General features: G+C 55.2%; 28 protein-coding genes and 1 tRNA gene. 16 read left to right on the top strand and 13 right to left on the bottom strand.

The features are described 5' to 3' along the window. Positions 1-254 precede the first annotated feature (254 nt). Entirely contained in the window at positions 255-2,165 is a 1,911-nt protein-coding gene (dnaK, locus tag E1H13_RS16000; RefSeq protein ID WP_169614463.1) for a molecular chaperone DnaK, read from the top strand. A gap of 254 nt (positions 2,166-2,419) precedes the next feature. Beyond that, positions 2,420-3,280 (top strand): sulfurtransferase, encoded by an 861-nt coding sequence (locus tag E1H13_RS15995; RefSeq protein ID WP_169614462.1) that lies wholly within the window; start codon positions 2,420-2,422, stop codon positions 3,278-3,280. A 31-nt stretch (positions 3,281-3,311) separates the two neighbouring features. Here E1H13_RS15995 and E1H13_RS15990 read toward each other — a convergent pair whose 3' ends face one another. Beyond that, positions 3,312-4,139 carry a DUF475 domain-containing protein gene (locus E1H13_RS15990; protein ID WP_169614460.1) on the bottom strand — a complete coding sequence of 276 codons (828 nt, stop codon included), beginning with the start codon at positions 4,137-4,139 and terminating at the stop codon, positions 3,312-3,314. Between the two features lie 175 nt (positions 4,140-4,314). Between E1H13_RS15990 and E1H13_RS15985 the strand changes: the two genes are divergently transcribed. Then, positions 4,315-5,058 (top strand): hypothetical protein, encoded by a 744-nt coding sequence (locus E1H13_RS15985; protein WP_347404172.1) that lies wholly within the window; start codon positions 4,315-4,317, stop codon positions 5,056-5,058. A 102-nt stretch (positions 5,059-5,160) separates the two neighbouring features. Here the strand turns inward: E1H13_RS15985 and clpP are convergent, their stop codons facing one another. Both clpP and E1H13_RS15975 read right to left on the bottom strand, forming a co-directional pair. Continuing rightward, positions 5,161-5,766 (bottom strand): ATP-dependent Clp endopeptidase proteolytic subunit ClpP, encoded by a 606-nt coding sequence (clpP, locus tag E1H13_RS15980; protein WP_169614457.1) that lies wholly within the window; start codon positions 5,764-5,766, stop codon positions 5,161-5,163. A gap of 148 nt (positions 5,767-5,914) precedes the next feature. Next, positions 5,915-6,391, bottom strand: coding sequence for a hypothetical protein (locus tag E1H13_RS15975; protein ID WP_169614455.1), 477 nt, complete (start codon positions 6,389-6,391; stop codon positions 5,915-5,917). 96 nt (positions 6,392-6,487) lie between these two features. Here E1H13_RS15975 and petN point away from each other — a divergent pair, with 96 nt between their 5' ends. The 3 genes from petN to E1H13_RS15960 all read left to right on the top strand — a co-directional run bounded on the left by petN (position 6,488) and on the right by E1H13_RS15960 (position 8,335). Further along, on the top strand, positions 6,488-6,577 hold the full coding sequence (petN, locus tag E1H13_RS15970; protein ID WP_039726352.1) for a cytochrome b6-f complex subunit PetN: 90 nt from the start codon (positions 6,488-6,490) through the stop codon (positions 6,575-6,577). 24 nt (positions 6,578-6,601) lie between these two features. Further along, positions 6,602-6,784: a hypothetical protein gene (locus E1H13_RS15965; protein WP_169614375.1), complete on the top strand. Its 183-nt coding sequence runs from the start codon at positions 6,602-6,604 to the stop codon at positions 6,782-6,784. A gap of 186 nt (positions 6,785-6,970) precedes the next feature. Next, positions 6,971-8,335 (top strand): 16S rRNA (cytosine(967)-C(5))-methyltransferase, encoded by a 1,365-nt coding sequence (locus E1H13_RS15960; protein WP_169614453.1) that lies wholly within the window; start codon positions 6,971-6,973, stop codon positions 8,333-8,335. Between the two features lie 25 nt (positions 8,336-8,360). Here the strand turns inward: E1H13_RS15960 and E1H13_RS15955 are convergent, their stop codons facing one another. The 6 genes from E1H13_RS15955 to E1H13_RS15930 form a co-directional block, all read right to left on the bottom strand. Continuing rightward, positions 8,361-8,609 carry a hypothetical protein gene (locus E1H13_RS15955; protein ID WP_169614451.1) on the bottom strand — a complete coding sequence of 83 codons (249 nt, stop codon included), beginning with the start codon at positions 8,607-8,609 and terminating at the stop codon, positions 8,361-8,363. A gap of 107 nt (positions 8,610-8,716) precedes the next feature. Continuing rightward, the gene (locus tag E1H13_RS15950) at positions 8,717-10,522 is read right to left on the bottom strand and encodes a serine/threonine-protein kinase (protein ID WP_169614450.1); all 1,806 of its coding nucleotides are present in this window, start codon (positions 10,520-10,522) and stop codon (positions 8,717-8,719) included. Positions 10,523-10,526: 4 nt separating this feature from the next. Then, positions 10,527-11,189: a V4R domain-containing protein gene (locus E1H13_RS15945; protein WP_169614448.1), complete on the bottom strand. Its 663-nt coding sequence runs from the start codon at positions 11,187-11,189 to the stop codon at positions 10,527-10,529. 89 nt (positions 11,190-11,278) lie between these two features. Further along, positions 11,279-11,758 (bottom strand): hypothetical protein, encoded by a 480-nt coding sequence (locus E1H13_RS15940; RefSeq protein ID WP_169614446.1) that lies wholly within the window; start codon positions 11,756-11,758, stop codon positions 11,279-11,281. 93 nt (positions 11,759-11,851) lie between these two features. After that, complete coding sequence (locus tag E1H13_RS15935; RefSeq protein ID WP_169614444.1) at positions 11,852-12,193, bottom strand: hypothetical protein; 342 nt, start codon at positions 12,191-12,193, stop codon at positions 11,852-11,854. Then, entirely contained in the window at positions 12,190-12,873 is a 684-nt protein-coding gene (locus E1H13_RS15930; protein ID WP_169614443.1) for a V4R domain-containing protein, read from the bottom strand. The genes E1H13_RS15935 and E1H13_RS15930 overlap by 4 nt, the downstream gene beginning before the upstream one ends. Before the next feature lie 416 nt (positions 12,874-13,289). Here E1H13_RS15930 and E1H13_RS15925 point away from each other — a divergent pair, with 416 nt between their 5' ends. From E1H13_RS15925 to E1H13_RS15915, 3 genes are all read left to right on the top strand, one after another. Next, the gene (locus E1H13_RS15925) at positions 13,290-13,496 is read left to right on the top strand and encodes a photosystem I reaction center subunit IV (protein WP_169614441.1); all 207 of its coding nucleotides are present in this window, start codon (positions 13,290-13,292) and stop codon (positions 13,494-13,496) included. A gap of 428 nt (positions 13,497-13,924) precedes the next feature. Then, positions 13,925-14,773: a DNA-formamidopyrimidine glycosylase gene (locus E1H13_RS15920; protein ID WP_169614439.1), complete on the top strand. Its 849-nt coding sequence runs from the start codon at positions 13,925-13,927 to the stop codon at positions 14,771-14,773. Between the two features lie 111 nt (positions 14,774-14,884). After that, on the top strand, positions 14,885-15,103 hold the full coding sequence (locus E1H13_RS15915) for an NAD(P)H-quinone oxidoreductase subunit O (RefSeq protein ID WP_169614437.1): 219 nt from the start codon (positions 14,885-14,887) through the stop codon (positions 15,101-15,103). Positions 15,104-15,391: 288 nt separating this feature from the next. On the opposite strand, the gene E1H13_RS26930 is transcribed toward E1H13_RS15915, so the two are convergent. After that, the gene (locus E1H13_RS26930; protein WP_206070573.1) at positions 15,392-15,982 is read right to left on the bottom strand and encodes a hypothetical protein; all 591 of its coding nucleotides are present in this window, start codon (positions 15,980-15,982) and stop codon (positions 15,392-15,394) included. 240 nt (positions 15,983-16,222) lie between these two features. Beyond that, a complete protein-coding gene (locus E1H13_RS15905; RefSeq protein ID WP_169614435.1) occupies positions 16,223-16,876 on the bottom strand; it encodes a sigma-70 family RNA polymerase sigma factor in 654 nt (217 codons plus the stop codon). A gap of 419 nt (positions 16,877-17,295) precedes the next feature. Here E1H13_RS15905 and E1H13_RS15900 point away from each other — a divergent pair. The 4 genes from E1H13_RS15900 to E1H13_RS15885 all read left to right on the top strand — a co-directional run bounded on the left by E1H13_RS15900 (position 17,296) and on the right by E1H13_RS15885 (position 20,918). Beyond that, positions 17,296-17,380, top strand: a tRNA-Ser gene (locus tag E1H13_RS15900). A gap of 305 nt (positions 17,381-17,685) precedes the next feature. Next, the gene (locus tag E1H13_RS15895; protein ID WP_169614433.1) at positions 17,686-17,826 is read left to right on the top strand and encodes a hypothetical protein; all 141 of its coding nucleotides are present in this window, start codon (positions 17,686-17,688) and stop codon (positions 17,824-17,826) included. Positions 17,827-17,839: 13 nt separating this feature from the next. Further along, positions 17,840-18,205, top strand: coding sequence for a hypothetical protein (locus E1H13_RS15890; protein ID WP_169614431.1), 366 nt, complete (start codon positions 17,840-17,842; stop codon positions 18,203-18,205). A gap of 4 nt (positions 18,206-18,209) precedes the next feature. Next, positions 18,210-20,918, top strand: coding sequence for a glucosidase (locus E1H13_RS15885; RefSeq protein ID WP_169614429.1), 2,709 nt, complete (start codon positions 18,210-18,212; stop codon positions 20,916-20,918). A 192-nt stretch (positions 20,919-21,110) separates the two neighbouring features. On the opposite strand, the gene E1H13_RS15880 is transcribed toward E1H13_RS15885, so the two are convergent. Both E1H13_RS15880 and E1H13_RS15875 read right to left on the bottom strand, forming a co-directional pair. Beyond that, complete coding sequence (locus E1H13_RS15880) at positions 21,111-21,347, bottom strand: hypothetical protein (RefSeq protein WP_206070572.1); 237 nt, start codon at positions 21,345-21,347, stop codon at positions 21,111-21,113. Between the two features lie 52 nt (positions 21,348-21,399). Beyond that, positions 21,400-21,642, bottom strand: a complete 243-nt coding sequence (locus E1H13_RS15875; protein ID WP_169614427.1) for a helix-turn-helix transcriptional regulator — start codon at positions 21,640-21,642, stop codon at positions 21,400-21,402. 120 nt (positions 21,643-21,762) lie between these two features. Here E1H13_RS15875 and E1H13_RS15870 point away from each other — a divergent pair, with 120 nt between their 5' ends. From E1H13_RS15870 to E1H13_RS15855, 3 genes are all read left to right on the top strand, one after another. After that, positions 21,763-22,017 carry a hypothetical protein gene (locus E1H13_RS15870; protein WP_169614425.1) on the top strand — a complete coding sequence of 85 codons (255 nt, stop codon included), beginning with the start codon at positions 21,763-21,765 and terminating at the stop codon, positions 22,015-22,017. A gap of 834 nt (positions 22,018-22,851) precedes the next feature. Continuing rightward, complete coding sequence (locus tag E1H13_RS15860; protein ID WP_240966665.1) at positions 22,852-23,403, top strand: YHS domain-containing (seleno)protein; 552 nt, start codon at positions 22,852-22,854, stop codon at positions 23,401-23,403. Between the two features lie 104 nt (positions 23,404-23,507). Continuing rightward, entirely contained in the window at positions 23,508-23,855 is a 348-nt protein-coding gene (locus E1H13_RS15855; RefSeq protein WP_169614418.1) for a hypothetical protein, read from the top strand. The last annotated feature ends 57 nt before the right edge of the window (positions 23,856-23,912 follow it).

Here is a 23,912-nt window from a genome sequence, read left to right as displayed (position 1 = left end):
ACGACCCGTCTAAGTTGCTGCCACCTAAATCAGCGGCAGCGACCCCTTGACACCCCAAGGCCAACACAGTATCTACGGTTTCAATTCAAAATTCAAAATCCAAAATCCAAAACCCCCCCATCCCCCCATCCCCCCATCCCCCCACCTCCCATCCCGCCGCAAACACCGCCTCGAACGGTTCGGTATCCCCCCCTTCAGAGAATCAGGCTTTGCCAGCACTATAGATATAGCTGTCAAGCCGGAGCAAAAAAAGTATGGGAAAAGTAGTAGGAATCGACCTAGGGACCACCAACTCGGTGGTCGCCGTTATGGAAGGGGGGAAACCCACCGTTATTGCTAACGCTGAAGGCTTTCGGACTACGCCATCGGTTGTCGCCTATGCCAAAAATGGCGATCGCCTGGTGGGGCAAATTGCCAAGCGCCAGGCGGTAATGAACCCCGATAACACCTTTTATTCTGTTAAGCGCTTCATTGGTCGCCGCTTTGACGAAGTCAAAACTGAATCGACAGAGGTGGCTTACAAAGTTGTTAACGTTGGCAACAATGTCAAAATTGACTGCCCCCAGGCGGGTCAGCAATTCGCCCCAGAGGAAATTTCAGCCCAAGTGCTGCGTAAGCTAGCCGATGATGCCGGTAAATATTTAGGCGAAAAGGTCACCCAGGCGGTGATTACTGTACCCGCCTACTTCAACGACTCCCAGCGGCAAGCCACCAAGGACGCCGGTAAAATTGCTGGTCTAGAAGTGTTGCGGATCATCAACGAGCCTACCGCCGCTTCGTTGGCCTATGGCCTCGATCGCAAGAGCAACGAAACCATCCTGGTATTTGACCTAGGGGGGGGGACTTTCGACGTTTCCATCCTGGAAGTGGGCGACGGTGTGTTTGAAGTGTTGGCCACCTCTGGGGATACCCACCTGGGCGGCGACGATTTTGACAAAAAGATCGTTGACTTTCTAGCGGCGGAGTTCCAGAAACTAGAAGGCATTGACCTGCGGAAGGATAAGCAGGCCCTGCAGCGGCTCACCGAAGCAGCGGAGAAAGCCAAAATTGAGCTCTCTAGCGTCACCCAAGCAGAAATCAACCTGCCTTTTATTACCGCCACCCAAGATGGTCCCAAGCACCTGGAGATGACCCTGACCCGGGCCAAATTTGAGGAACTGTGCGCTGATCTAATCGATCGCTGCCGCATTCCTGTGGAGCAGGCCCTGAAGGATGCCAAAGTCGCCAAGAGCGCCATCGACGAGGTGGTGTTGGTGGGTGGTTCCACCCGGATTCCGGCGATTAAGGATGTGGTGAAGCGTACCCTGGATAAAGACCCCAACGAAACCGTGAACCCTGACGAAGTGGTGGCCATTGGTGCCGCTATCCAGGGGGGCGTACTGGCTGGGGAAGTCAAAGACATTCTGCTGTTAGATGTTACTCCCCTATCTTTAGGGGTGGAAACCCTGGGCGGGGTGATGACCAAACTAATTCCCCGGAATACCACCATTCCCACCAAAAAGTCTGAGGTCTTCTCCACCGCCCAAGATGGCCAGACCAACGTGGAGATCAAAGTGCTCCAGGGTGAGCGGGAAATGGCCAGCGACAACAAGAGTCTGGGCACCTTCCAGCTGTCTGGTATCCCTCCGGCTCCGCGCGGTGTGCCCCAAATCGAGGTGATTTTTGACATCGATGCCAACGGCATTCTCAATGTCACCGCTAAAGATAAGGGCACTGGTAAAGAGCAGACCATTACCATTTCTGGGGCCTCGACCCTGGATGAGTCTGAAGTCGACCGGATGGTTAAGGATGCCGAAGCCAACTCTGCGGCTGACAAAGAGCGGCGCGAACGCATTGACGTGAAGAACCAGGCGGACTCGCTCACCTACCAGGCGGAAAAACAGCTGGCTGACATGGGTGATAAAGTGCCTGCTGCCGAGAAGGAAAAAGCTGAAGGGCAAATCCAGTCGCTGAAAGATGCGATCGCCGCAGAAGACTTTGACACCATCAAGTCACTCACTAGCGAACTCCAGCAAACCCTGTACAGTATCAGCACTAACCTGTACCAGCAAGCCGGTGGCGAGGGGGCTGAAGCCCCAGGTCCTGACGCTGCCGCCGACAGTGGTAGCACTGGTGGTGAGGACGATGTGATTGATGCTGAGTTCTCTGAACCTGAGTCCAAGTAGTTTTAGAGCTTAGCCCTCGACCTTGCTCCGGCTAGCAAGATAGAAAGGCGGATGGTTAGTACCATCCGCCTTTTTTTGGCTGGGCACTAGTGCTCAGTCAAAGAAATAATGACGGGAGATGTGGCTTAGGGTTCACGGTTCATGGTAAGCGGTTTAAGGCAAGCCGTGTACCGTTTATCGTAAGCCATGCACCGCACACCTTTTGTATGTCGGCGTTCTAAAGTTAGCACTGTCGCTTTTCTGCAGCATAGCCTATGACCTATCCCATGAACCTGGTATCTCCCGCCTGGCTGGCGGCCCATCTGGACGACAAACGGGTGGTCGTAGCCGACTGTCGCTTTGCCCTGGCAAACCCCAGCCAGGGGCGTCAACACTATCAAACGGCCCATATTCCTGGAGCCTACTACTTAGACCTGAACCAAGACCTCTCCAATCCAGCCCAACCCCACGGGGGGCGTCATCCCCTACCCGATATCCAGCGTTTCAGCCAGCGGCTAACCGCCATGGGGGTGACGTCTGCCGCCCAGGGCGATGCCGATGTCGCCCCCACCTGGGTAGTGGCCTATGACGACTCACGCTTTGCCTTTGCGGCTCGCCTCTGGTGGTTGCTGAAGTACCTTGGTCACGATCGAGTTGCAGTACTGGACGGCGGCTGGCAGGGCTGGGTACAGGCCGGATACCCGGTCAGTCAGGACGGACCTCGGCCAAAGACAGGACAATTCGTACCTTGTCCCAAGCCAGCGATGGTGGTCGATCGCCATGGTGTCAGCCATAGAAAAGACAGCCCAGGGATCTTACTGATCGATTCGCGATCGCCAGAACGCTACCGGGGTGACGTGGAGCCAATTGATCCAGTGGCAGGTCATATCCCTGGGGCCACTAATTACTTTTGGCAAGATGTGTCAAGCCCTGGCGGGTGGATGCGGTCCCCAACCGACTTGGCTCAGCATTGGGCTGGGTTAGACGCCGCCCAATCGGTCATGGTCTACTGTGGTTCAGGGGTTACCGCCTGCGTCAACCTGCTGGCTCAGACTCTGGCCGGTAAGCCCATGGGCCAACTTTATGTCGGTGGCTGGAGCGATTGGTGCACATCTCCCGAGTACGAGCCTCGGTGACGTAGTGTCACTGTTGAAGCTTGAGAACGCGCTAAGAGGGTTCAGCCACATTCACTTCTGTGTCATCTCCGGCCAGGGTAGTGTCCTCTGTGTAGGCCACGTCATCCGCCAAAATGGGCGCTTTGCCATTTCCGTTCAACCGATGACCGGAGGATTGATTCTTTTCCTCTAGAGCCTCATCATCCGCTTCGGTGCGCTTAGAAAACCCCCAGGCAAACACGACCGCCACCATCGCCACCATCACCCATTCCGGCGGTACCAAACTCGGATCAATCACGCGCACCAGTAGACGAATGCCCACAAAAGCGACGGTGATAAAACCAGCATCCTCTAAGTGCTCAAATTCATCTAGCCAACGAATAAATAACCCGGCCATAAACCGCAGGGTAATAATGCCAATTGTCCCCCCCATCAAAATGACGACCACATCCTTAGACAGGGCCAACGCCGTGGTGACGCTGTCCAACGAAAAGGCTAGATCTGTAAATGCAATTACGGGGATGGCCTGCAGGATGGTATTAAACCGGGGGCCATGGTGGTGAGACTCATCGTCTGTTTCCGATGTAAAGTGCTTAAACACCAACCACAGCAAGTAAGCTGCCCCCATCACCTCAAACTGCCAAAACCGTAGCACCCAGCCTGCAGTTAAAATCAATCCTACCCGTAACCCAAAGGCCAGCATCAAGCCGAAATTCAATGCTCGCCGCTGAATTTTCTCGTCCTCTAGCCCTTGGGCAATGGCGGCTAGGGCAATGGCATTGTCAGCCGACAAAACTGCCTCCAGGATAATCAGCACTGGCAACAGCAGCAGGGTGTCAACCCCAAAGTTAGTCGAGATATCAAGCAGTCGATCTAGCATTCGGTTCAGCTTTAGCGTATTCCATCAAAAAAGTATCCCGCTCTAGGCTATTGAGCTCGGAAACAGGGGCAGGTAAGTTTTCCTAGGGTAGGCTTCAGTCTAACGTGCCCTGCTTCTTTAGAATAGATCGGAAGAATAGATCAAAATACTTTCCCTAGGCGGAGTCTTGTCCAGCGTGCTGAGCTCACTTTTGACCGCATTTAGGCAGCAACACCCAACGGGTAGCCTAGTCTCGGAGCTATTGACCATCCACCATGAGCAGTACCTGGTCCGGGTAGTCGTTATGATTGATGGCCACACCCTGGGTACTGGACTCGCGGCCCATAAAACGGTAGAAACCGCAGAAGACCAAGCCTGTATCCGAGCCTTAGAGCGCTCGGGTCTGTCTGTCCAAGATGGGGCTGAACCTCTGGCTTCAGACTCGGTGCCATCTGTCCTAGAGCCCCAGTCCCACCATTCCTCGCTGCACACAGAAACGCCCCTAGGCCATGAACAAACACCCCCTCCAACCACAACTGCCTCCCCAGTGACACCATCCGTCACCGCTATACCCAATGCAGCTGTCTCTGCTCTAGAGGAGTCGCCGCGATCGCCAACCCCACTGACCCTGGCAACGCCCCCTGCGGCCCAAATCAGTCCTTTACCAGCCCCAGACCTAGCCCCCCCAGAGCAGCCTGCGACAGACCAGACCCCGCCGCCAATACCGAGCTTGCCGATCGAGGCCGCTGCGCCCGTGGATCTCTCCGATATTATTGCCCAGACCGATGTAGAACTGCAGCGGTTAGGCTGGGACGTTAACCAAGGCCGCGAATTTTTGGAAAAAACCTACGGTAAGCGATCGCGCCATGACCTTACTGACGAAGAACTGCTTGAGTTTTTGCTTTACCTAGAAGCACAGCCATCCCCAAGTCATCCTTAGGGGTGGCCTAACAAGTCATCGCTAGATCGTTTCGCCTATTCGCCTGTAACCTGTTTCGGGCCAGACCAGGCCCATCGACTCCCTGGCCCCGCCAAACTGGACTTACATTACGGCCATGGGGCGGCTGCCCACTGAGGTCCGATCAATCACCTGATCAATCAATCCGTAATCCACTGCCTCTTGAGGACTCATAAAGAAGTCTCGCTCAGTATCTTCGGCAATCTTGTCCAGGGATTTACCAGTATTTTTAGCCAGAGCTTCGTTCAGCCGCTGCTTTAAATACAGGATTTCCTTGGCTTGAATTTCAATATCTGTCGCTTGCCCTTGAGCCCCTCCCAGGGGTTGGTGAATCATGATGCGGGAATTGGGCAGGCTCATCCGCTTACCCTGTTCGCCTGCCGCCAGCAGGAACGCTCCCATGCTTGCCGCCAACCCTACACAAATGGTGCACACCTGGGGCCGAATGTGATTCATGGTGTCGTAAATGCCGAGACCTGCCGTCACCGACCCCCCAGGGGAGTTGATGTACAGGTAAATATCTTTTTCAGGATCCTCAGCTTCTAGAAACAGCATCTGGGCCACAATCAGGTTAGCGGAATCGGAGGTCACTTCCTGACCCAGAAAAATAATCCGCTCCCGCAACAGGCGAGAATAAATATCAAATGCGCGCTCACCACGGCCGGATTGTTCAATAACGGTTGGGATCATGGGGGAAAGCTACTTTTTTCACTGCTGTATATCTGATTGTAGCTAGTTGTGTGGCCTAGGGGCACTATGGGGAGGGTGGATACCCGAATTCACCCCACCCCGTCACCCCTACCCGCCAAACCCACGCTACGAATTCAACATTCAACATTCAACATTCAAAACTCCGTCCCCCCTTGACCCGACCAACCCATTTCCGCCCCATCGCCCACTCCAAAGCACCCCCGGACAGGGCGAACAGCAGCAGACTTTCTAACCCAGCCGCCAGAAACGGCCAGCCAGACAACTCCAGGGCGGCCGCCACATTTACCAAGGCCAGACCACGCACCACACTAAAGGCCAAGATCACCCCCGCTTGAATTTGCAGATTATGGTCTTGGCGGACGGCGTAGCGATAGGTGACCCCAAACAAACTACCCGAGACAGTGGCAATAGCCACACTGACCCAAAAGGTGCCGCCACTGAAGCCGCCAGTCACTGAACCCAAAGCGGCCACCCAACCGAGGGAGACACCTCGATGGGCCAGCAGTATCACCGCCCCCACCAGACCAGCGATCGCGCCAGTTAAACTAGCGGCTTTGAGCGATTCCACCCGATCGGGATCCCCAGGGAAATACCAGTTTTGCATGATGTCGGTGACGGTGATGGTTAACAGGGGTTGAACGGTAGCCTTTACCGTATGATAAAAATAGCTGTGTTGTCGTACGTTTACTGAACTGGACTTATGGATATCTTGACGCTGGGCTGGGTTTCACTACTGGTGGTGTTCACCTTTTCGTTATCGATGGTGGTTTGGGGCCGTAACGGGTTTTAGAAACGTTTGGTTTTTGGTTCTGTTATGGAAGCCACAATGCAATCCCAGGCATTTAGCATTCTTGCCACGTTGGCCCTAGTGCTAATGGTGGTGGTTACCGGTGGCGTGATTTATCTTACGGCGGCTGACTGGCGCGATCGTCGCCGCCGCAAGCGTGACCAAGACGCCACTAAAGCGGCTAAGGCCAAATCGGGGGGTAAGCGCTAGACGTTGATTATGGTTGAGAGTGGCTTGGTAGTTACACGGTGTAAGGTACACGGTGCAAGGTAAAAGCTGTGAGGTATACGGTCTGCCTTCAACCGTTTACCCCGAGCCCTGAACCGTTAAAGGCGATCAAAATCAACTTGGTCAAGTACTAGTCCTATCGCCTCTGTTCCACTGCTATCTACCCCCATGCCTGATCTGATCGACTCACCGCCAACCCAGGCCCGCCAGGTGGCGCTCAATGCCCTACTACAGGTGCAAGCAGGGGCCTATACCGATGTCGCTCTCCATCGGGCCTTGGGAAAGCAACCAGAGTTATCGGCTCAAGATCGGGCCTTTGTCACAGCGTTGGTGTACGGTAGCGTACGACGGCAGCGCACCCTAGATGGGCTGATCACTCAACTGGGTACCAAACCCGCAGAGAAACAGCCGCCGGTACTGCGGTTGGTGTTGCACCTTGGCCTATACCAACTGCGGTACTTGCAGGCGGTGCCCCCGGCGGCAGCGGTCAACACTAGCGTTGATTTAGCTAAAGCCAACGGTCTGGGTAAGTTATCAGGGGTGGTTAACGGTCTCCTGCGTCAGTACGATCGAGCCACCGCCGCCGGAGCTGATCCCCTGGTGCTGCCCAATCATGCTATCACTGCCCTGGGGGTACGCCACAGCTACCCCGACTGGTTAGTCGCCCTGTGGGTCGATCAATTGGGTTTAGACGAAGCTGAGCAGCTCTGTGAATGGTTTAACCAGGTGCCTGCCATCGACTTGCGCGTCAACCCAAGCCGCACCACCGTAGACACCGTGCTCGGGGCATTGGCGGCGGCGGGTATCCCGGCCCAACGTCTGCGGGGGCTGCCTTGGGGACTGCGGCTAAGCCAACCTCCAGGGGCCTTGACCAGCTTGCCGGGGTACCACCAAGGGTGGTGGACGGTACAGGATGCCAGTGCCCAACTGGTGGGGCATGTGGTGGACCCCGAACCCGGACACCGGGTGCTGGATATGTGTGCGGCCCCTGGGGGTAAAGCCACCCATCTAGCGGAACTGATGGGGGAGACGGGGCTGGTGTGGGCCTGCGATCGCACCGCCTCTCGCCTGCGCAAAGTGACCCTTAATAGCCAGCGGTTAGGGTTGACCACGCTGCACACCCATTTGGGAGACAGCACTGAACTTCCCCAATTCCATCACCAAGCGGACCGGGTACTGGTGGATGCCCCCTGTTCTGGGCTAGGGACCCTACATCGCCACGCCGATGCCCGTTGGCGGCAGCACCCAGCGGCGATCGCCTCTTTGGTTACCCTACAGCTAGCTTTACTCACAGAGGGAGCCCGCTGCACAAAACCAGACGGCCATCTGGTCTATGCCACCTGTACCCTGCATCCCGATGAAAATGCAGGGGTGATTCAGCACTTCCTTGAGCATCACTCCGACTGGGCTATACAGCCCCTGGCCCTAGAACTGCCGTTTGGGTTGGCCTCTATGACTGAGCAGGGACTCCAGCTTTGGCCCCACCGGCATCATCAAGATGGCTTTTTCATTGCCAAGTTAGCACGGCGGTAAGGAGGGAGACGCCTTCAACGTCTGACTATGACTCTTCCGCCTCAATTTTTTGCCGCGACTCGCCCCAATAGGCGCTGACGGTAATCACTTCTTTGGTGCCTTTAATCTCTGACGTCCAGCGGTAGATGGTGTTCTTGGGGTTAACCCCCACCTCTAGCAGCTTGGCCCCCATGTAGTATTCCATGGAGTCCCGTTCACGTTTTTTGAAAAATTCTGATTCGTCTTTGGGTACAGTGCGGGACAGATGTGCTTGGGTGTGCTTCGGCTTGGCCATAGACGTTTGCATTGATTCTAAGGATTGTCAGCTTTCATCATAAACGATGCCACCCAAAAGCCTTGGCCTCCCTGGTGGGGTCTAGGGGCGGTTGGTAGACGTCTGAATCAAAACAGCAAGTCCAAGTCCATCTTGGCCAAATCAAAGGTACATAACTGACTCCCCTGATCGGTGGAGAGGCTCCATAAATACTGGGTCGGTGACATCGGCACCATGGCCGTAGGGCAAGGCAGTCCACTCAGACGATTGAGGATCTGCCCCTCGTCATTGAGCAGGCAAAATTCCCCCTCTGAACTCAGCAGACCATAGCCCACCGCCGTTTCAAACACCCACTGGGGCTGAATGGGCACCCGGTAACGAACCATTCTAAAGGGCTTGACATCCAGCACCAACACCGACTGGGGTTGATCAACCTCAAGGGCTAGGTAGCGGTAGGGGCGGGCCGTGGCAATCAGTCGATCGCAGGGCACCTGCACCCCTTCGGACCCCAAATAGGTGCCTCGACGGCTGATGATATGGATCTGGGTGCTCCGCCCTTGGCGCATCACTACCATGCCATGGCGATCGTCTAATGCCAGCAGGTCCACAAAGATACCGACTTGCCCTGGTAAGGTCACTGAACGGGGAGCTCCAACCGTAACCGGCTGCCCCATGGCCATGGTTAATCGGTGGATCAGCAAAGTCCCAGGCTCATCCCCAGACTGGCTTGGGTAAGTGGCAAACCACCGACCACTGGGGGCCACCGCTGCCGCTACAGTCGTATCTGGGCTTTCGGTGACCCGACCAAGACCATGGGCCATCGACAGTAGATGCAAAGAACTGTCGGTGACCAGCATGCCCCCCTGGGGCAGCGGTATAAACCGACGTATCGGATGGGGCAGGGTAAATCCCTGGGTGGGGCCTGGCACATGGGTTTCCCCCTGGGGCCAGTGGTAAAACCAAACATGATGTTGATCACAGGCGATTAACAGCTGGGTGTGCTGATCTAGCGCCACCATCCCCATCACGGTGACCGGATGGGGCATGGCCACAGGGGGCATGGGGGGAGCCATCACCGTCGGCGGTAGCGATCGCGGCGGGAAGGGGGTGTTTTCTAAGGTCCCCTGGCGCAATTGCTGACTGACCTGCCACAGCTCACGCTGCATCTCTCGGGCTGTCTTGAATCGTTTGGGCAATAGTTTTTGCAGCGCTTTGAGAACAATCCGCTGCATGGGTTCCGGCACGCTGCTAGGCAGGGCGGGGCGTTGATTCAGGTGGGCCACCATCAGCTCCATGGGGGTACCTGAAAACGGGCGGTGACCCACCAGCAACTCATACAGAATCACTCCCACAGCGTAGAGGTCTGAAGCGGCAGGGTGCTGATTATAAAACCGCTCTGGGGCCATATAGGCGGGGGACCCTGTCTGGCCGATGTCTGCTGCTTTGGCCTCTTGGCTTAGGCGGGCGATACCAAAATCAGAGATGCGAGTCACCCACCCGCCAGGGGTCAGCTGTAGCAGGATATTTTCGGGCTTGATATCGCAGTGGACAATGCCGTGGTGGTGGGCCTGATCTAAAGCCCCTAGAATATCCGCCACAAACCCGATAATTTCCGCTAAAGATAAGGGGGTATCGCTTTCCATCAGCGATCGCAGGGTACCCCCTTCGCAATAGTCCAAGACCAATTGCCGACCATTATCAGAATGCTCTAGGGCATGGCAGGTGACAATATTCGGGTGCTCTAGACTGAGCAAAAACCGCAGTTCTCGCAGAAACTTGTGGGTGGGGAACCGGTCTTTATGCAGATCTTTAATCGCCACCAGTTCCCCGGTGGTGCGATGGGCGGCGCAATAGACCCGGCCAAACTGCCCATGCCCCACCAACCCCAGTAACCGGTAGTGAGAACGCCTAATCTGCCGAGTTAAGGAGGCCACATCCTCATCCCTGTTGGGTCAGGGCTTGCATGATGCTCTGGTGAGATTGGCCATCAGCCACCAGGCTATCCACCGTCTGCAAACGTGGCTTCAAACCCAAAATAAACCGATTACAGTCATCCCCTGTGGTCGTACAGCTAGTTTGAACGCAGTGCAACTCACGACCTGTGAGTTGGCTAAAGAAAATCTCTAGAATGCCCCGCTCTAGGTCCCCAGAGGGGGTTTGACTGCTGGGGGCCACCCCAGTAAACGGCGAGTGCCAGATGGCCACCCCAATAAAGCCATGGTCACGGTAGGTGACATCCAGGGTAATCTGGCCCCAGCCATGGGTTTTCCAACACTGCTGCAAAGACTGTAAAAACTCCACCATGGCTAAACTCGCCAAGGGCTGATTGTAATAGTCAGCCAGCTCTTCGCAAAAGCGAGCATAAAAGTTTTTGCCCCACCAGCGGCCACAGTTATACAGCACTAGCTTAGAGGCTTGGCCAGTTTCTTTCTCTAGGCCACTATAAATCGCTTGCAACAGGGGGTCAGGAATTGCCAGCAGGCGATCGCCCCGGCGATTTTCCAGCAGTCCCAGTTCCGTCGACCCACGCACATACAGGTCGTGGGCAAAGTAATTACCGGGCAACCGGCCATCAATCAGCAGATCTGCAACAGATACCATAATCGAGCTCCCTTCTATAGGGGGGATGGACAAGGGGAAGGCACAGGGGGCAACGCCCCAAAAGATTGAGTCAAAGCGGGCAGCGACCCCTAACGGGAGGGCGCCACTGTCTGATCTGCCTGCATCAGCGCCTGGGCGGCCTCGAGCCCTGGCTGCAGCAAGCGGCACTGGGCTGGAGTCAACACTTTGGCCAACTGTTGCTGGAGCAGTTGAAATAGCTGCTGGTCCAAGCTTTGGGTGTCATAGGCTTGGGCGATTTCAGCCATCCAGCCCTGTAGCCGACTGGCCAGATAGGTGGGGTCATCGAGCAGCATGCCCATGGCCACATACCGCAGCACCATCAGCCCATTGCGCACACTCCGTTCCACCACCCTTTCCGGCTGGCTAGACACCTGCTGTAGGGCGTCAGCAATGGGCTGCATAATCGCCACTTCCTGATCCCGCAAGATGCGATACACCGCAGTGCGGTCGGGAATAGAGCTGATGTACTGGCTTAGGATACTTAAATCATCAGTATCCAAATAGGGCTTACCAGGGGCATCAAATAGAGCGTCTAGCTTCAAGGTCATGGTGACATCCTCAATATCAATCTCAGCGTGTCCAGCGAATAGTCTGTGATTGGGTGGGCTCTGACCATTAGGGGCGATTATGACCAGAGGGGACTAGCCAAACAGATCCGAAAATCCATCTAGGGTTAAATCGTCCTCTTCTGGGGCGGGGATGGCCTGGGCGGAGGGTGCGGCTAATGGCGCAATCGGCACCCCAATTTCCGGCTGGCCATCCCACGGAACCGTCCCAAAGAAAGCGTCCACCGTCATGGCCAGGGTTGCCTCTGACGAAGTTTGGTCTGTCGTCCTTGGCCGATGAGATGGACTGGCCGCCCCCGACCAGGCCACCCCGGCAAAAAAGGTTTGGACAGTCTCCCGCAGCCAGAGTGGCTGCGCCGTGGGCCTAATGCCAGGGCCAGAGCCATGATTGAAAGCGTTGATGGTGACAGAGGTCATGCGGCACCCTCCCCAGCTCGTAGGCGCTTCTCGATATCCCGGGCATTAGCCCCTTCATTCATCCAAAATGCTGCGGCATCAATTCGCTCTCGACCCCCCAGCAGGAATTTGCAGTAGGTTTCCCCCATGGAATAACACTGAATTTCAATGCAGCTCAGCTGCTTGCGCACCATCTCGGTAAAAAATCCAGCAAATAGGCCAGCGTAAAGATGGCACACTGGCTTGCCCACATCCCCCAGGGTACGGGCCACTGCCGAGTCAAACAGGTTGATAAACATAAATCCCTGCTTGCGATCGCTCATATCCACTTCCCAGCGGCCCCAGCCTTGGGAAATATAGGGCCACCACCAGGTTTCTAGCAGAAACATTAAATTTGCTCGGCGGGGGCTCATGGAAAATTCCCGCTCAAACCAGGTTTCAAACAGCAGGGAGTCAAACTTGCCCCATTCCAACCCCACCGTGTACATGATGGCGGCTGAGGCATCGCCCACCTCTTCCTGCAATCCTTCCAGCAACCCAATGATAAAGTCCTCGCTGGTCAACACGTTACGGGTATCATTCCAGTCGGTGATGGTACCGAACTCGGTATTGAACTGAAAGAAATCCTTGAGGGCATAGTGATTGTGCTTTTTAGGAAACTTCAGATGCCCTTGGTGGGCAATGTCTGTGGTTGTGACCATGGGCTGACCAGCTCTGAAAGACTGTTTTCACTGTTAGCTGTAATGTGCCCAAGGGTGGCCAAGATTAACCACGTTGTCCCGCTGATTCGTCCCAAATGAGGCGGCGACCATAGTCCAAAGCCCTTTCTAGCCGGGGTTTTGGGCTATGGCAACAGCTCTGAGGCGATCGCCTTTGATACAAAACTTATATGAAGTCATGGCGACCAGCCCAGCGGCTGTAAGCCTTATGGAGCCCCCTTTTTGCAACAAAACTTAAAACCGTCAAGGCCATGAGACTGAAGGAGTCGTAGTAATCTGTACATCATGGAAGTCAACCTGAACCAGGCTTACAGCCAAGGTTTCTGCCGGTGGCAGGGCTTTAGGTTAATGCTTGGTCTACTGCCATCAATAAAATAATTTTCAAGAGGGCATTATTCATGGTTCAACGTGGTTCTAAAGTTCGGATTCTCCGCAAAGAGTCCTACTGGTATCGGGATGTGGGCACTGTCGCCACCATCGACCAGAGTGGTATCAAGTACCCAGCGGTGGTTCGCTTTGAAAAAGTTAACTACTCTGGCATTAACACCAACAACTTTGCCCTGGCCGAGCTCGAAGAGGTTGCGGCCCCTAAAGGAAAAAAGTAGTGCCCTAAGGCATTGTCAAGCGGGTTAACTATCACACCACCCCTAGCTTTTCCCCTAATTTGGCCATCCTCTCGCTCGGGCTACTAAGTACACATATCGTGTGAACAGCTCCGAATTACCAACTTTGGCCCCCCTAGCCCCCCGATTTCGGGGGGACCGAAACTCAAAGTCCCCCAGAATTGGGGGATTATAGCCCTACGGGCATACCAGAAAAGGGGGCCGAAGCGAGGGAATGGAGTCTAGAGCAACTTATGTGTATCAAGTAGACCGCTCGGGAGAGCGGCTGATGAAGGGTAGAGGTAGGGGTTTTTGGCCATCCCTGTCAAAGTGACCTAACGGAAGGGGTCTTTGGCCAATAACAGTGGGCTGTGCTACCGATAAACCACCTATAGTAAGGGAACTATCGGCAAGAACCAGCGAGCAAACCAGTGCCAGAGCTACCGGAAGTTGAAACCGTTCGGCGGGGCCTCAATCGAGTTAGTCTCGATCGCCCGATTACAGGGGGATCTGTCCAACTAGCGCGATCGGTGGCCTATCCCGAATCTGATCAGGCTTTTTTGGCTGGTCTTACAGGTCTTACCCTGGGAACCTGGCGGCGTCGAGGTAAGTATTTGTTGGGCGAGCTGCGCGATTCCAAGGGACAACCGGGGGGATACCTGGGGGTCCACTTGCGCATGACCGGACAACTCCTGTGGGTGACTCCCGATCGCCCTGTAGAAAGCCACTGCCGGGTGCGGCTTTGGTTTCAGGATCGCCACGAGCTGCGCTTTGTTGATCAACGCACCTTTGGTCGTCTGTGGTGGGTGCCCCCAGGCACAGCCCCCGACATCATCATCACGGGGCTACAGCGGCTGGGGCCAGAGCCCTTTGATGCAACCTTTTCAGCCGCGTACCTACGGCAGCGGTTGCGGGGGCGGCAGCGCCCGATCAAAAATGCTCTGTTAGATCAGGCTCTGGTGGCAGGCCTTGGCAACATCTATGCCGACGAAGCCCTCTTCCTGAGTGGTCTACGCCCAACCACCCTATGCAGCAAAATCAGTCTGCCACGACTCCAGCACCTGCACAGTGCCATTCTGAAGGTACTAACCACCAGCATCGAGTCCGGGGGCACTACCTTTAGCGACTACCGTGATGTCTATGGGGTCAACGGCAACTACGGCGGTGTCGCCTGGGTGTACGATCGCAAAGGCCAGCCCTGTCGGATCTGTGGGCAGCCGATTCAGCGGCTGAAGCTGGCCGGTCGATCAGCCCACTACTGTCCCCATTGCCAGCGATAACTGCTGTCCCCGCCCTAGATCAGGTCAATAGGCCGTACAATTTAGTAGGCCGTGGGACAGCTCCGTGACTGTCTTTCGTGTTGTTGTACTGCATTCAACGTAAAAAGGTTTATGGCAGATACTCTTAAGCGTGGTGACCTAGTCCGGGCAGTGAAGGAAAAGCTGGAAAATAGCCTAGAAGCCAAAGCCAGTGATACTCGATTTCCCCCCTATTTATTTGAAACCCAGGGGGAAATTGTGGAGACGAACGAAGACTATGCCTTGGTGAAGTTTGGTGTGGTGCCCACACCAAACATCTGGCTGAGGCTGGATCAGCTGGAAAAGTTTTGATCTGCCAAGGCCAGTGCAGCGTCAAGTCTTGAATTTAGGGTGGGCAGATGTAGAGATTTGGTGGCATCAAAGTCCGAAATCCCCTCCTTTGGAGGGGTAAGGGTGGGTCAAGCAAGCCCGAAGAACCCACCCCGCCCTCCGGGCACCCCTCCCAGGAGGGGACCACCCCGCTCTTTCCTGCGGAACGGTTTTCCTCGGAACGCTTCGCGAACGCGAACGGGCACCCCTCCCAGGAGGAGGAGACTACCCCGCCCTGCGGGCACCCCTCCGTGGGAACTGAACACTAACCTACAGGTCAGAGTCCACGGGCAAGCCGCCCTTGTCCTGGATGGAAATTCCATCGGCGGGAATGGCCGCTGAGGCATCAGGGATGGGGAATGCCGGTTGGTCTATGGCAATACTGAGGGATTCGGATTCTGGTGCCAGAACCCAGCGCCACAGGAGGTTGCTAGAGCCAAGCCCTGAGGAGCTGAAGCTACCCGACAGCAGATTCAAAGCCCCAATCACCACCACTCCGACGCTGGCCATACTAATCAGCTGGAAGCGGTGGTTCAAACTGCGAAACACCCCTGACAGGGTGACATCCACATCGCAGTTGTCAATCTGAGCATCGTCCCGCAACCCCTGCCGCAGGGTGATGAGGCGGTTATATAGGCACCGCACGTCAGGATCATCCCGCAGCCAACCTAAGACCAGTTGACGCTCGTCTGGGGTCACCTCCCCATCTAGGTAGGCACTGAGTAACTCAAAGCGATCGCGCTTCATAGCATCGAATTCTTGGTAACAGCTGGTAGGGATAGCAGCGAACTCGGAAGCTTGAACAGCACCCCCACTGGAGCGGTGATGAATCGAGCTAGGCGTGTAAGGAGAGGTAGACATACCGACAACAACACCTAAATAAGCAACCTAGAGGACAAAGACGACGAAATAGGTGATTAGGTTCTCTAAAGCCCGATTTTTTGAGTTAACCCAAGCGATCGCAGCCGGAAAGAACCCCAGTAATTCTACTGTCGCTCCTGATCATAAACCCAATCTCCAAAATCGGTAATACCTACCTTGGATGATTCACCTGACTTTAAGGCTGGCATCGTCGCCCTAGCCTAGTTGGTTCCTTGGTCCTCACCCCCCTAGATAGGGTTGTAAGTCGCTCTGTAAGCGCTGTCTGGCCCTAGCGATTCGGGACTTAACAGTGCCCAACGAAACGCCGGTAATGTCAGCAATTTCTTCATAGGACAGCCCTTGAATCTCTCGCAAAACTATGGTGGTGCGAAAGACGTCGGGTAAATCCGCGATCGCCTGGCGCAGATGATCGTAAAATTCCTGGGTCATCATCGCATCCACAGGGCCAGGATCCGGGGCCGGTACATCCCAGTCAATGGAGCCATCTTCAAGGTTAAGCGGCGCATCCAAGGACAACGGTGCCCGGTTCCGCTTCCGTCGCCGCAGCTCGTCGTAAAACAGGTTGGTGGTAATGCGCCCCAACCAGCCCTTGAATTTGGCCGGATCGTTCAAACGGCGCATGTTGCGGTATACCCGAATCCACACTTCTTGGGCTAAATCAGCCCGGTCTGGCCAGTCAGGGGCGAGGTGGTACAGCAACTTGTCTACATGGCTTTGGTAACGGCGCAATAATTCCGCAAACATGGCTCGCTCTGGCCGCAAGCGCTGCTGACATAGAGCGACTAGTTCGGTATTGCTGAGCTGATCGGGGCTAACCGGGGACTCTGCAGCCCCCAAAGAAATTGCCCAGGTGGAAAACATGGATTGACTCATAACTTCCAAGGGAACGCCGACACTTCATTGACTCTTGAACACCTGTAGACTGGCAAATCGACAGTGCTGTGGCTCCTGACGCAAAGCATCTGTAATGATTGTGAAGTATTGTGCCTGGGGTGGGGAGATGTAGTAGACCCCTTTGTGCCTGTGAATTGTCTGGCACACCCTGGCAAGTTGTCCCTGGGTAACCCCTTGTATCTGGCCAGATGCCCGGTGAAGGCGATCGCTGCCGACGAAGGCGACAGATGAGTAGTGCGGCCTGGTAGGAACGGGGCTACTGTTGCTGAGGGTGTCAGGTTTTAGGTCTCAGGTTTCAGGTCTCAGGTCTCAGGAATGGCTGGCTAACGGATGCCACAGATTACTAGGTAACCGCTGGGGATGGGTGATATAACAGAAGGGCAACTATTGCACACCTTGGAGAGGTGGCAGAGTGGTCGAATGCGCCCGACTTGAAATCGGGTGTGCCGAAAGGCACCGTGGGTTCGAATCCCACCCTCTCCGTATTAGCTTCAACATTGGCTTCAAACTCAGGGCTGGCCAACACATAGGTCAGCGATCGCTCCATCGCCACGTTCACATCAACATCACTGGGCTTCGCCTGTTTTCTTATGTCTGCTTCAGGCTGCTCTCAGGCAAGGGGATTAAGGTTGCCATTAGGTCCCAGAGACCCATGCCCCCAGAGGTGCGCGCCAGGGCTGATGTCTGCTGAGCCAACTTAGCCATGAAACCAACTTATTGTCTGCTCGCTGCGGGTACTGTAGGGCTATTGCTGGGGCCTAATTCCTCCTTCACTCCAGGAGAATGATTTGCGTTCTGCTCTGCACCAGGTGGTCAAATTGGCTGGAAACTTTGGCACCAGCTACTCCAGTGAAGGGCTGTCCTTTGGTAATACCCCAGCCTCGACCTCAGCCCCCGATTTCAGATTGGAAGGAGAGCACGACATTTAAACCAATATGCACCATGAAAAATCCCCTTGATTTTTTCGCAGACTTGTTTCAACAACCCCGCTGGATACCGATTTGGGTAAGCACCTTGATGGTGGTCAACCTGGTCAGTGTCACTTTTTGGGTTGAACCAGTAGCTAAGGCTATTTTGGCCATCTTTATAATCTCTGCCCTGGGGATGATGGCCCTCTATGCCCAATTTGGATTTACCAAAATCTTAGGCTTAGGCCACAGCCTCTGGGTGCCCCTGCTGATCGTTGTGTTGCTGGCCATTCCCAACGCCAGCGGTCTATTTCAGGGCTATCTGATCCTCTGGTCTGGGTTAACAACGGTATCGTTAGCCTTTGACATTATTGATGTGTGGACGTATTTCACGAGCTGACCCTATGACCCCAGAACACCAGCGCCTGCAAGCGGCCCAAAACCCCGATACCCCCTGGCAAAAGTGGGGGCCATACCTCAGCGATCGCCAGTGGGGCACCGTGCGCGAAGACTATAGCGCCACGGGGGAAGCCTGGGATTATTTCTCCCACCAGCAATCCCATAGTCGTGCCTACCGCTGGGGCGAAGACGGCCTGGGCGGCATCTGCGATCACCAGCAATTACTGTGCTTCGCCCTGGCCCTGTGGAACGGCAACGATCCGGTGCTGAAAGAGCGGCTGTTTGGCCTGACGGGCAACCAGGGCAACCACGGCGAAGACGTGAAGGAATACTACTTTTACCTGGATAGCACCCCCACCCACAGCTACCTCAAGTTTCTCTACAAATATCCCCAGGCCGAGTACCCCTACGCTGAGCTGGTGAGGGAAAACCAACGGCGGGGACGCCGCGATTTGGAGTATGAACTGCTTGATACCGGCGTGTTTGCCGACAATCGCTACTTTGATGTGTTCGTGGAGTACGCCAAAGCCGCCCCCGAAGATATTCTGATTCAGATTGAGGTGATCAACCGAGGGCCAGAACCTGCCCCCCTACACCTGCTGCCCACCCTCTGGTTTCGCAACACCTGGGCCTGGGGCGATGGCGGCGAAAAGCCCAAGCTACGCCAGGGCACAGTCGATGGCGTCTGGGGTGGGGCGGTGGTGGAAGCCATCCACCCCGAGCTGGGCCACTACTGGTTTTACGCCGAGGGCAGCGCCATGGCGGGGGGACCGCTGCCCCTCTATTTCACTGATAACGACACCAACGCCAGGGCGCTGTTTGGGGCCAACAACCCCTCGCCCTACGTCAAAGACGGCATTCACAACCGGGTGATCCATGGGCAGACCGAGGCCGTCAACGGTGAGGGCATTGGCACCAAAGCCTCGCCCCACTACTCGCTGGTGCTGGGGCCGGGGGAACGCCAGACCCTAAGGTTGCGGCTGACCTATGCTGACCCGCTGGAGCAGCCCTTTGGCCCTGACTTTGATGCCCACCTACAAGCCCGGCAGCAGGAAGCCGACGACTTCTACGCCGCCCTCACTCCCTTTGATCTCACCCCTGATCAGCGGGCGATTCAGCGCCAGGCCCTGGCGGGCATGCTCTGGAGCAAGCAGGTCTACCGCTACCCCGTACAGGACTGGCTGCGGGGCGACCCGAACCTGCCACCACCGCCCGTCCGCCAGCGGGGCCGTAATGCTCAGTGGCACCACCTCGATGCCGCCGAAATCATCTCCATGCCCGACACCTGGGAATACCCCTGGTTTGCCGCCTGGGATCTGGCCTTTCACTGCATTCCCCTGGCGATGGTAGACCCAGCGTTTGCCAAGCACCAACTCGATATCATGACTCGGGAGTGGTACATGCACCCCAACGGGCAAATCCCCGCCTATGAATGGGCTTTTGGCGATGTCAATCCGCCGGTACATGCCTGGGCTACCTGGCGGGTCTACAAAATCGAGCAAAAACAGACGGGAAAGGGTGACAGAACCTTTCTAGAGCGGGTGTTTCAAAAGCTGCTGCTTAACTTTACCTGGTGGGTGAACCGCAAAGATGTGGACGGCAAAAACATTTTTGAAGGAGGCTTTTTGGGCCTCGACAACATTGGCGTGTTTGACCGCAGCGCCCAGCTACCCACAGGTGGGCACTTAGACCAGTCCGACAGCACCAGCTGGATGGCCATGTATTGCCTGAACATGCTGCAGATGGCCCTGGAGCTAGCCCGTGAAAACCCGGTCTACGAAGACATGGCCACCAAGTTTTTTGAGCACTTTATCTACATTGCCGATGCCATGAACCACATTGGCGACGGTGATACCGGACTGTGGGACGGCGACGACGGCTTTTTCTACGATGTGTTGCACTTGCCCCATGGCGAACCGGTGCGGATGAAAATTCGCTCCATGGTGGGGCTGATTCCCCTGTTTGCGGCGATGACCATTGAGCCCGACTTGCTGGCGCGGCTGCCCAACTTTGCGGAGCGTCTGAAGTGGTTTATTCAACATCGGCCCAACCTGAAGCGCAATGTGGCTTGCATGGAAACCGAAGGGGTGGGAGCCCGGCGACTGTTGGCCCTCTGCTACGCCACTGTGGACCACGCCAAACCCCAGGATAAGCTCTGCCGGATTCTAGAGAAACTACTGGACGAGACGGAATTTCTCAGCCCTTATGGCATTCGTGCCCTGTCCAAGTACCATGCCCAGCAGCCCTATACCTTTACTGTCGACGGCCAGGAATACCGGGTGGACTATGAACCCGCCGAATCTAGCAGCGGTCTATTTGGCGGTAACTCTAACTGGCGTGGGCCCATCTGGTTTCCGGTGAACTATCTGCTGATCGAATCCCTACAAAAGTTTCACCACTATTTGGGCGACAGCTATCGGGTGGAGTGCCCCACCGGATCGGGGCAGTGGCTCACGCTGTGGCAGGTAGCCAGCGAGCTATCGCGACGGCTCATGGCCATTTTTGAGCGCGATGGCACTGACCACCGCCCCGTCTACGGCGGCACCGAGGTGTTTCAAACCGATCCTCACTGGCGCGACTATGTGTTGTTCTATGAATATTTTCACGGCGACAACGGCGCCGGGCTGGGGGCCAGTCACCAAACTGGTTGGACGGGGCTGGTGGCGAAGCTGATTCAGCAGCAGGCAGAATACGCCCAGCGATCGGGATTATAAGTTTCAGGCTGTACCGCCCCTTGTCTGAGGTCTCAACGTATAAGGATACGATAGTAGCCTTCTGAAAGGCTTGTTGCTGTTGGGTTCTGCTGGCGCGCCACCCAACCTACAAATTCAGAATTGACTGAACACTAGTCGTGCTGGGGTTCGGTTGCGACCACCTGGCCGATACGCTGCATAATCTTCAGCACTTCATAGAGGTCGTTCCCCGGATTGACCTTTGACGCTGTTTTCTAGCAGCGGCGGGCTTTTCAAGAGGCGTTTGAAATGGGTTTTAACCCGATCCAGATACTGTTTTTCCAGTTCGGTCAGGTCCCCTAGCCCCTGGGTCCATTCTGAAAAAAAGTCTGGTTGGGTGGCTTCCCGCAGGCCATAGCGCGCTTCGAGCAGGGCAAGAGAGACGTGACTGGCGGGAATAACACTGACCATAGGGCTAGGGCTAAATCTTATGGATAGGCATTCGGTCGATAGGGCAAAGCGGCTAAGAGTCCTCGTCAGTGAGCACATCACCTAAGTACAACCGAGCAAACTCTTCAGCGGCCTGCTTATTCAAGATTTTAAGGGCTTTTACGATGTCTAACAGAGTTTCTGCCGTGGGGTCTCTCAGCTCATGTACCCAGCGATAGACGTTAGTGCGCTCTACCCCTAGCGACTTCGCAAGGCTGTATTGGCTAACGCCGTATTTCTCTAGAACGTGCTTGAGCACCTGACCTGCTTTACCCATAAACCTAATGGTGTCAGAGGTTCAGCGCCCAGTAAACGTATGCCTAGTAGTTGACGAATACCTAATGGATAACTATATTCATGCGTATACCTTTTGGTTCACGCTGTAAGGACTCTAGTTATGCCTCAAGCTTTTCTGACTTCACCTCTGTCCAGCATTGATACCCAGGCCGCGATCGCTATCGAACCCATTGCCGAACCTGGTAGAGAAAAGGTCTTGCTTACTCTCACGGGTTCCGCCTTCGCCATAGAACGAGTGATCCATGAACTGTACCGGGTTGGCTTTGCAGAGGTGCGCGAATGGAGTAAACCTGTCCCGACAGGTAAGGTTAATGAGGTGATGAGGGTCTTAACCCGATATGTGATCATCGAGTGATTATGCTTAGCATTGCTTGGAGCATAAGCAAGAATCACTAAAGAACAGCGCTACAGCTCCTACTCTTCTCAAGGTGAATCGGTGACGATCGCAAGGAAAAGTAGGAGCTTTGTTTTATGGTCAGTTGTTTTCTACTTGCTCTAGAGGCCTTTCAGCAGCAAGGCGAGAATCGGGTACTGCTTCAACCATATCTTTGTAGTTGTGAGTTCAAGCCAGCAGTAGCTATAGCCCTTAAGTGCTCATTTACCGTTGAATCAAGTAAACCTATCTTCGAAACCAACGGGGATAAAGGCAAAACCGGCTCAAAACTGGCTCAATAAAAATTTACGACCTCTAAAACCATTGATATACAATGATTTCAAGGCTAAGCTCATCCGACTTGACATCGGGTGTGCCGAAAGGCACCGAGGGTTCGAATCCCTCCCTCTCCGTATCGGTTTCAAATCCTTCAGCCAGTTAACTGTCACCAACCTGACCACAGTTAGGCTGGCGCTTTCTCCTGGGCCTAGGCTCTGGGCAAAAGGAATAAATCAAATAAATCCGATTGGAAACTGGTGGCTGTAGGGTTGTTGCCCGCCTCACTCCAGCGGACGATTTGACCCCAACGGTTGTCAGGGCGAGGGGTCACGGCGTCCACCTGCTCAGCGGTGCGGCGGGTGTTGTTGGTCAGGGAACTGTCAACCGCCGCTCAGGTCGCTCTCAGCTGGGCGTGACAGGCTAAACACGGGAGGCAATAACCAGACTGATACCTGCCCCCTGTCCCGTGTTTTGCCCAACGGTTTAGAAAAGACATCGAGGTTAATTATGCGAGTGAATGATTGGGGAGTCATGGCTATGGCATCGCTGATTGGCCTAACTGCGATCGCCTGTAGTCCAAGTGCGACGGTTGAGTCTGGGGTGGATGAGCAGATCCAGGCCGTTGATCCTTGTGCGGCGGCTGATCCCTGTGCGGCGGCTAAAGCTGACAGCACCGCTCAGCAGCCTGGCGTATATAGCTTTGACGATGTCGCCCTGCGTGGCGCCGATCCCGTGGCTTACTTCACGGAAGGCAAAGCCGTCAGAGGGGTGGCTGACTACGAGTACCAGTGGAATGGGGCCACCTGGCGGTTCAGCAACGCCGACAACCTGGCTCAGTTTACCGCCAACCCTGAAGCCTACGCCCCTCAGTATGGCGGCTATTGCGCCCTAGCCGTCAGCAACGGCTATCTGGCTTCGATTGACCCAGAAGCTTGGCGGATTGTAGATGGCAAACTCTACCTGAACTATAGCCCTGGGGTACAGCGCCAGTGGCAAAGGGATATTCCAGGAAACATTGCCAAAGGTAGCCAAAATTGGCCCGGAGTGCTGGCCAGCAGTACGGTGCAGGAGAGTGGTAGAAGTTGGTAGATTGGCGGCCAGGGCCAAAATCATGAAGGAAAGCTTAAATCCGCCTGTTTGACCCCTCTGGACTGGTTTACATCAAGGTGTATTGATATATACAATATCTTCCCATGGAGCATCCCCCAGGTGCTGCAAAGACAATGACCGGTGTAGGCTACGGCCCGGTCGATCCAGCCAACGAGGAGACTAAACAGGTGGTGATGGCAACAACGATTGCTGACGACATGACTGGCTCTGTTTCCCAGCAGTTGCTGAAGCAGGCGACTCGATATGGATTAGTTTGTCAGGTTGCCGACAGTGGGGAGCACTGCATTCAGTCCAGTTTGTCCATGGCAGACTGGCAATTGGTAAGTCAGCAGGGTGGTTGGATTTTGGTGGTGAAAGGGGTACCCCAAATGCGCCTGCACTATGCTGAAGCCCTAAAGTTTGTGGAGCGGAGGGGTAAGACCTCTACTTAATTCAATTGCCCGGCACCCGGGGCTTTAGCTAGAAAGCTAGAACTGGCACCCCAGAGA

The sequence above is a fragment of the Nodosilinea sp. P-1105 genome, assembly GCF_012911975.1.
Classification (GTDB): domain Bacteria; phylum Cyanobacteriota; class Cyanobacteriia; order Phormidesmidales; family Phormidesmidaceae; genus Nodosilinea.
Note: the sequence above shows the minus strand (reverse complement) of the source record. Positions and strands in the feature narration are given on the sequence as shown.

What these genes read in the sequence shown, in the direction of transcription:
- dnaK (WP_169614463.1), top strand. Translation starts at nt 255, where the DNA reads ATGGGAAAAGTAGTAGGAATCGACCTAGGGACCACCAACTCGGTGGTC.
- E1H13_RS15995 (WP_169614462.1), top strand. Translation starts at nt 2,420, where the DNA reads ATGACCTATCCCATGAACCTGGTATCTCCCGCCTGGCTGGCGGCCCAT.
- E1H13_RS15990 (WP_169614460.1), bottom strand. Translation starts at nt 4,139, where the DNA reads ATGCTAGATCGACTGCTTGATATCTCGACTAACTTTGGGGTTGACACC.
- clpP (WP_169614457.1), bottom strand. Translation starts at nt 5,766, where the DNA reads ATGATCCCAACCGTTATTGAACAATCCGGCCGTGGTGAGCGCGCATTT.
- E1H13_RS15975 (WP_169614455.1), bottom strand. Translation starts at nt 6,391, where the DNA reads ATGCAAAACTGGTATTTCCCTGGGGATCCCGATCGGGTGGAATCGCTC.
- petN (WP_039726352.1), top strand. Translation starts at nt 6,488, where the DNA reads ATGGATATCTTGACGCTGGGCTGGGTTTCACTACTGGTGGTGTTCACC.
- E1H13_RS15965 (WP_169614375.1), top strand. Translation starts at nt 6,602, where the DNA reads ATGGAAGCCACAATGCAATCCCAGGCATTTAGCATTCTTGCCACGTTG.
- E1H13_RS15960 (WP_169614453.1), top strand. Translation starts at nt 6,971, where the DNA reads ATGCCTGATCTGATCGACTCACCGCCAACCCAGGCCCGCCAGGTGGCG.
- E1H13_RS15955 (WP_169614451.1), bottom strand. Translation starts at nt 8,609, where the DNA reads ATGGCCAAGCCGAAGCACACCCAAGCACATCTGTCCCGCACTGTACCC.
- E1H13_RS15945 (WP_169614448.1), bottom strand. Translation starts at nt 11,189, where the DNA reads ATGGTATCTGTTGCAGATCTGCTGATTGATGGCCGGTTGCCCGGTAAT.
- E1H13_RS15940 (WP_169614446.1), bottom strand. Translation starts at nt 11,758, where the DNA reads ATGACCTTGAAGCTAGACGCTCTATTTGATGCCCCTGGTAAGCCCTAT.
- E1H13_RS15935 (WP_169614444.1), bottom strand. Translation starts at nt 12,193, where the DNA reads ATGACCTCTGTCACCATCAACGCTTTCAATCATGGCTCTGGCCCTGGC.
- E1H13_RS15930 (WP_169614443.1), bottom strand. Translation starts at nt 12,873, where the DNA reads ATGGTCACAACCACAGACATTGCCCACCAAGGGCATCTGAAGTTTCCT.
- E1H13_RS15925 (WP_169614441.1), top strand. Translation starts at nt 13,290, where the DNA reads ATGGTTCAACGTGGTTCTAAAGTTCGGATTCTCCGCAAAGAGTCCTAC.
- E1H13_RS15915 (WP_169614437.1), top strand. Translation starts at nt 14,885, where the DNA reads ATGGCAGATACTCTTAAGCGTGGTGACCTAGTCCGGGCAGTGAAGGAA.
- E1H13_RS26930 (WP_206070573.1), bottom strand. Translation starts at nt 15,982, where the DNA reads ATGTCTACCTCTCCTTACACGCCTAGCTCGATTCATCACCGCTCCAGT.
- E1H13_RS15905 (WP_169614435.1), bottom strand. Translation starts at nt 16,876, where the DNA reads ATGAGTCAATCCATGTTTTCCACCTGGGCAATTTCTTTGGGGGCTGCA.
- E1H13_RS15890 (WP_169614431.1), top strand. Translation starts at nt 17,840, where the DNA reads ATGAAAAATCCCCTTGATTTTTTCGCAGACTTGTTTCAACAACCCCGC.
- E1H13_RS15885 (WP_169614429.1), top strand. Translation starts at nt 18,210, where the DNA reads ATGACCCCAGAACACCAGCGCCTGCAAGCGGCCCAAAACCCCGATACC.
- E1H13_RS15880 (WP_206070572.1), bottom strand. Translation starts at nt 21,347, where the DNA reads ATGGTCAGTGTTATTCCCGCCAGTCACGTCTCTCTTGCCCTGCTCGAA.
- E1H13_RS15875 (WP_169614427.1), bottom strand. Translation starts at nt 21,642, where the DNA reads ATGGGTAAAGCAGGTCAGGTGCTCAAGCACGTTCTAGAGAAATACGGC.
- E1H13_RS15870 (WP_169614425.1), top strand. Translation starts at nt 21,763, where the DNA reads ATGCCTCAAGCTTTTCTGACTTCACCTCTGTCCAGCATTGATACCCAG.
- E1H13_RS15860 (WP_240966665.1), top strand. Translation starts at nt 22,852, where the DNA reads ATGGCATCGCTGATTGGCCTAACTGCGATCGCCTGTAGTCCAAGTGCG.
- E1H13_RS15855 (WP_169614418.1), top strand. Translation starts at nt 23,508, where the DNA reads ATGGAGCATCCCCCAGGTGCTGCAAAGACAATGACCGGTGTAGGCTAC.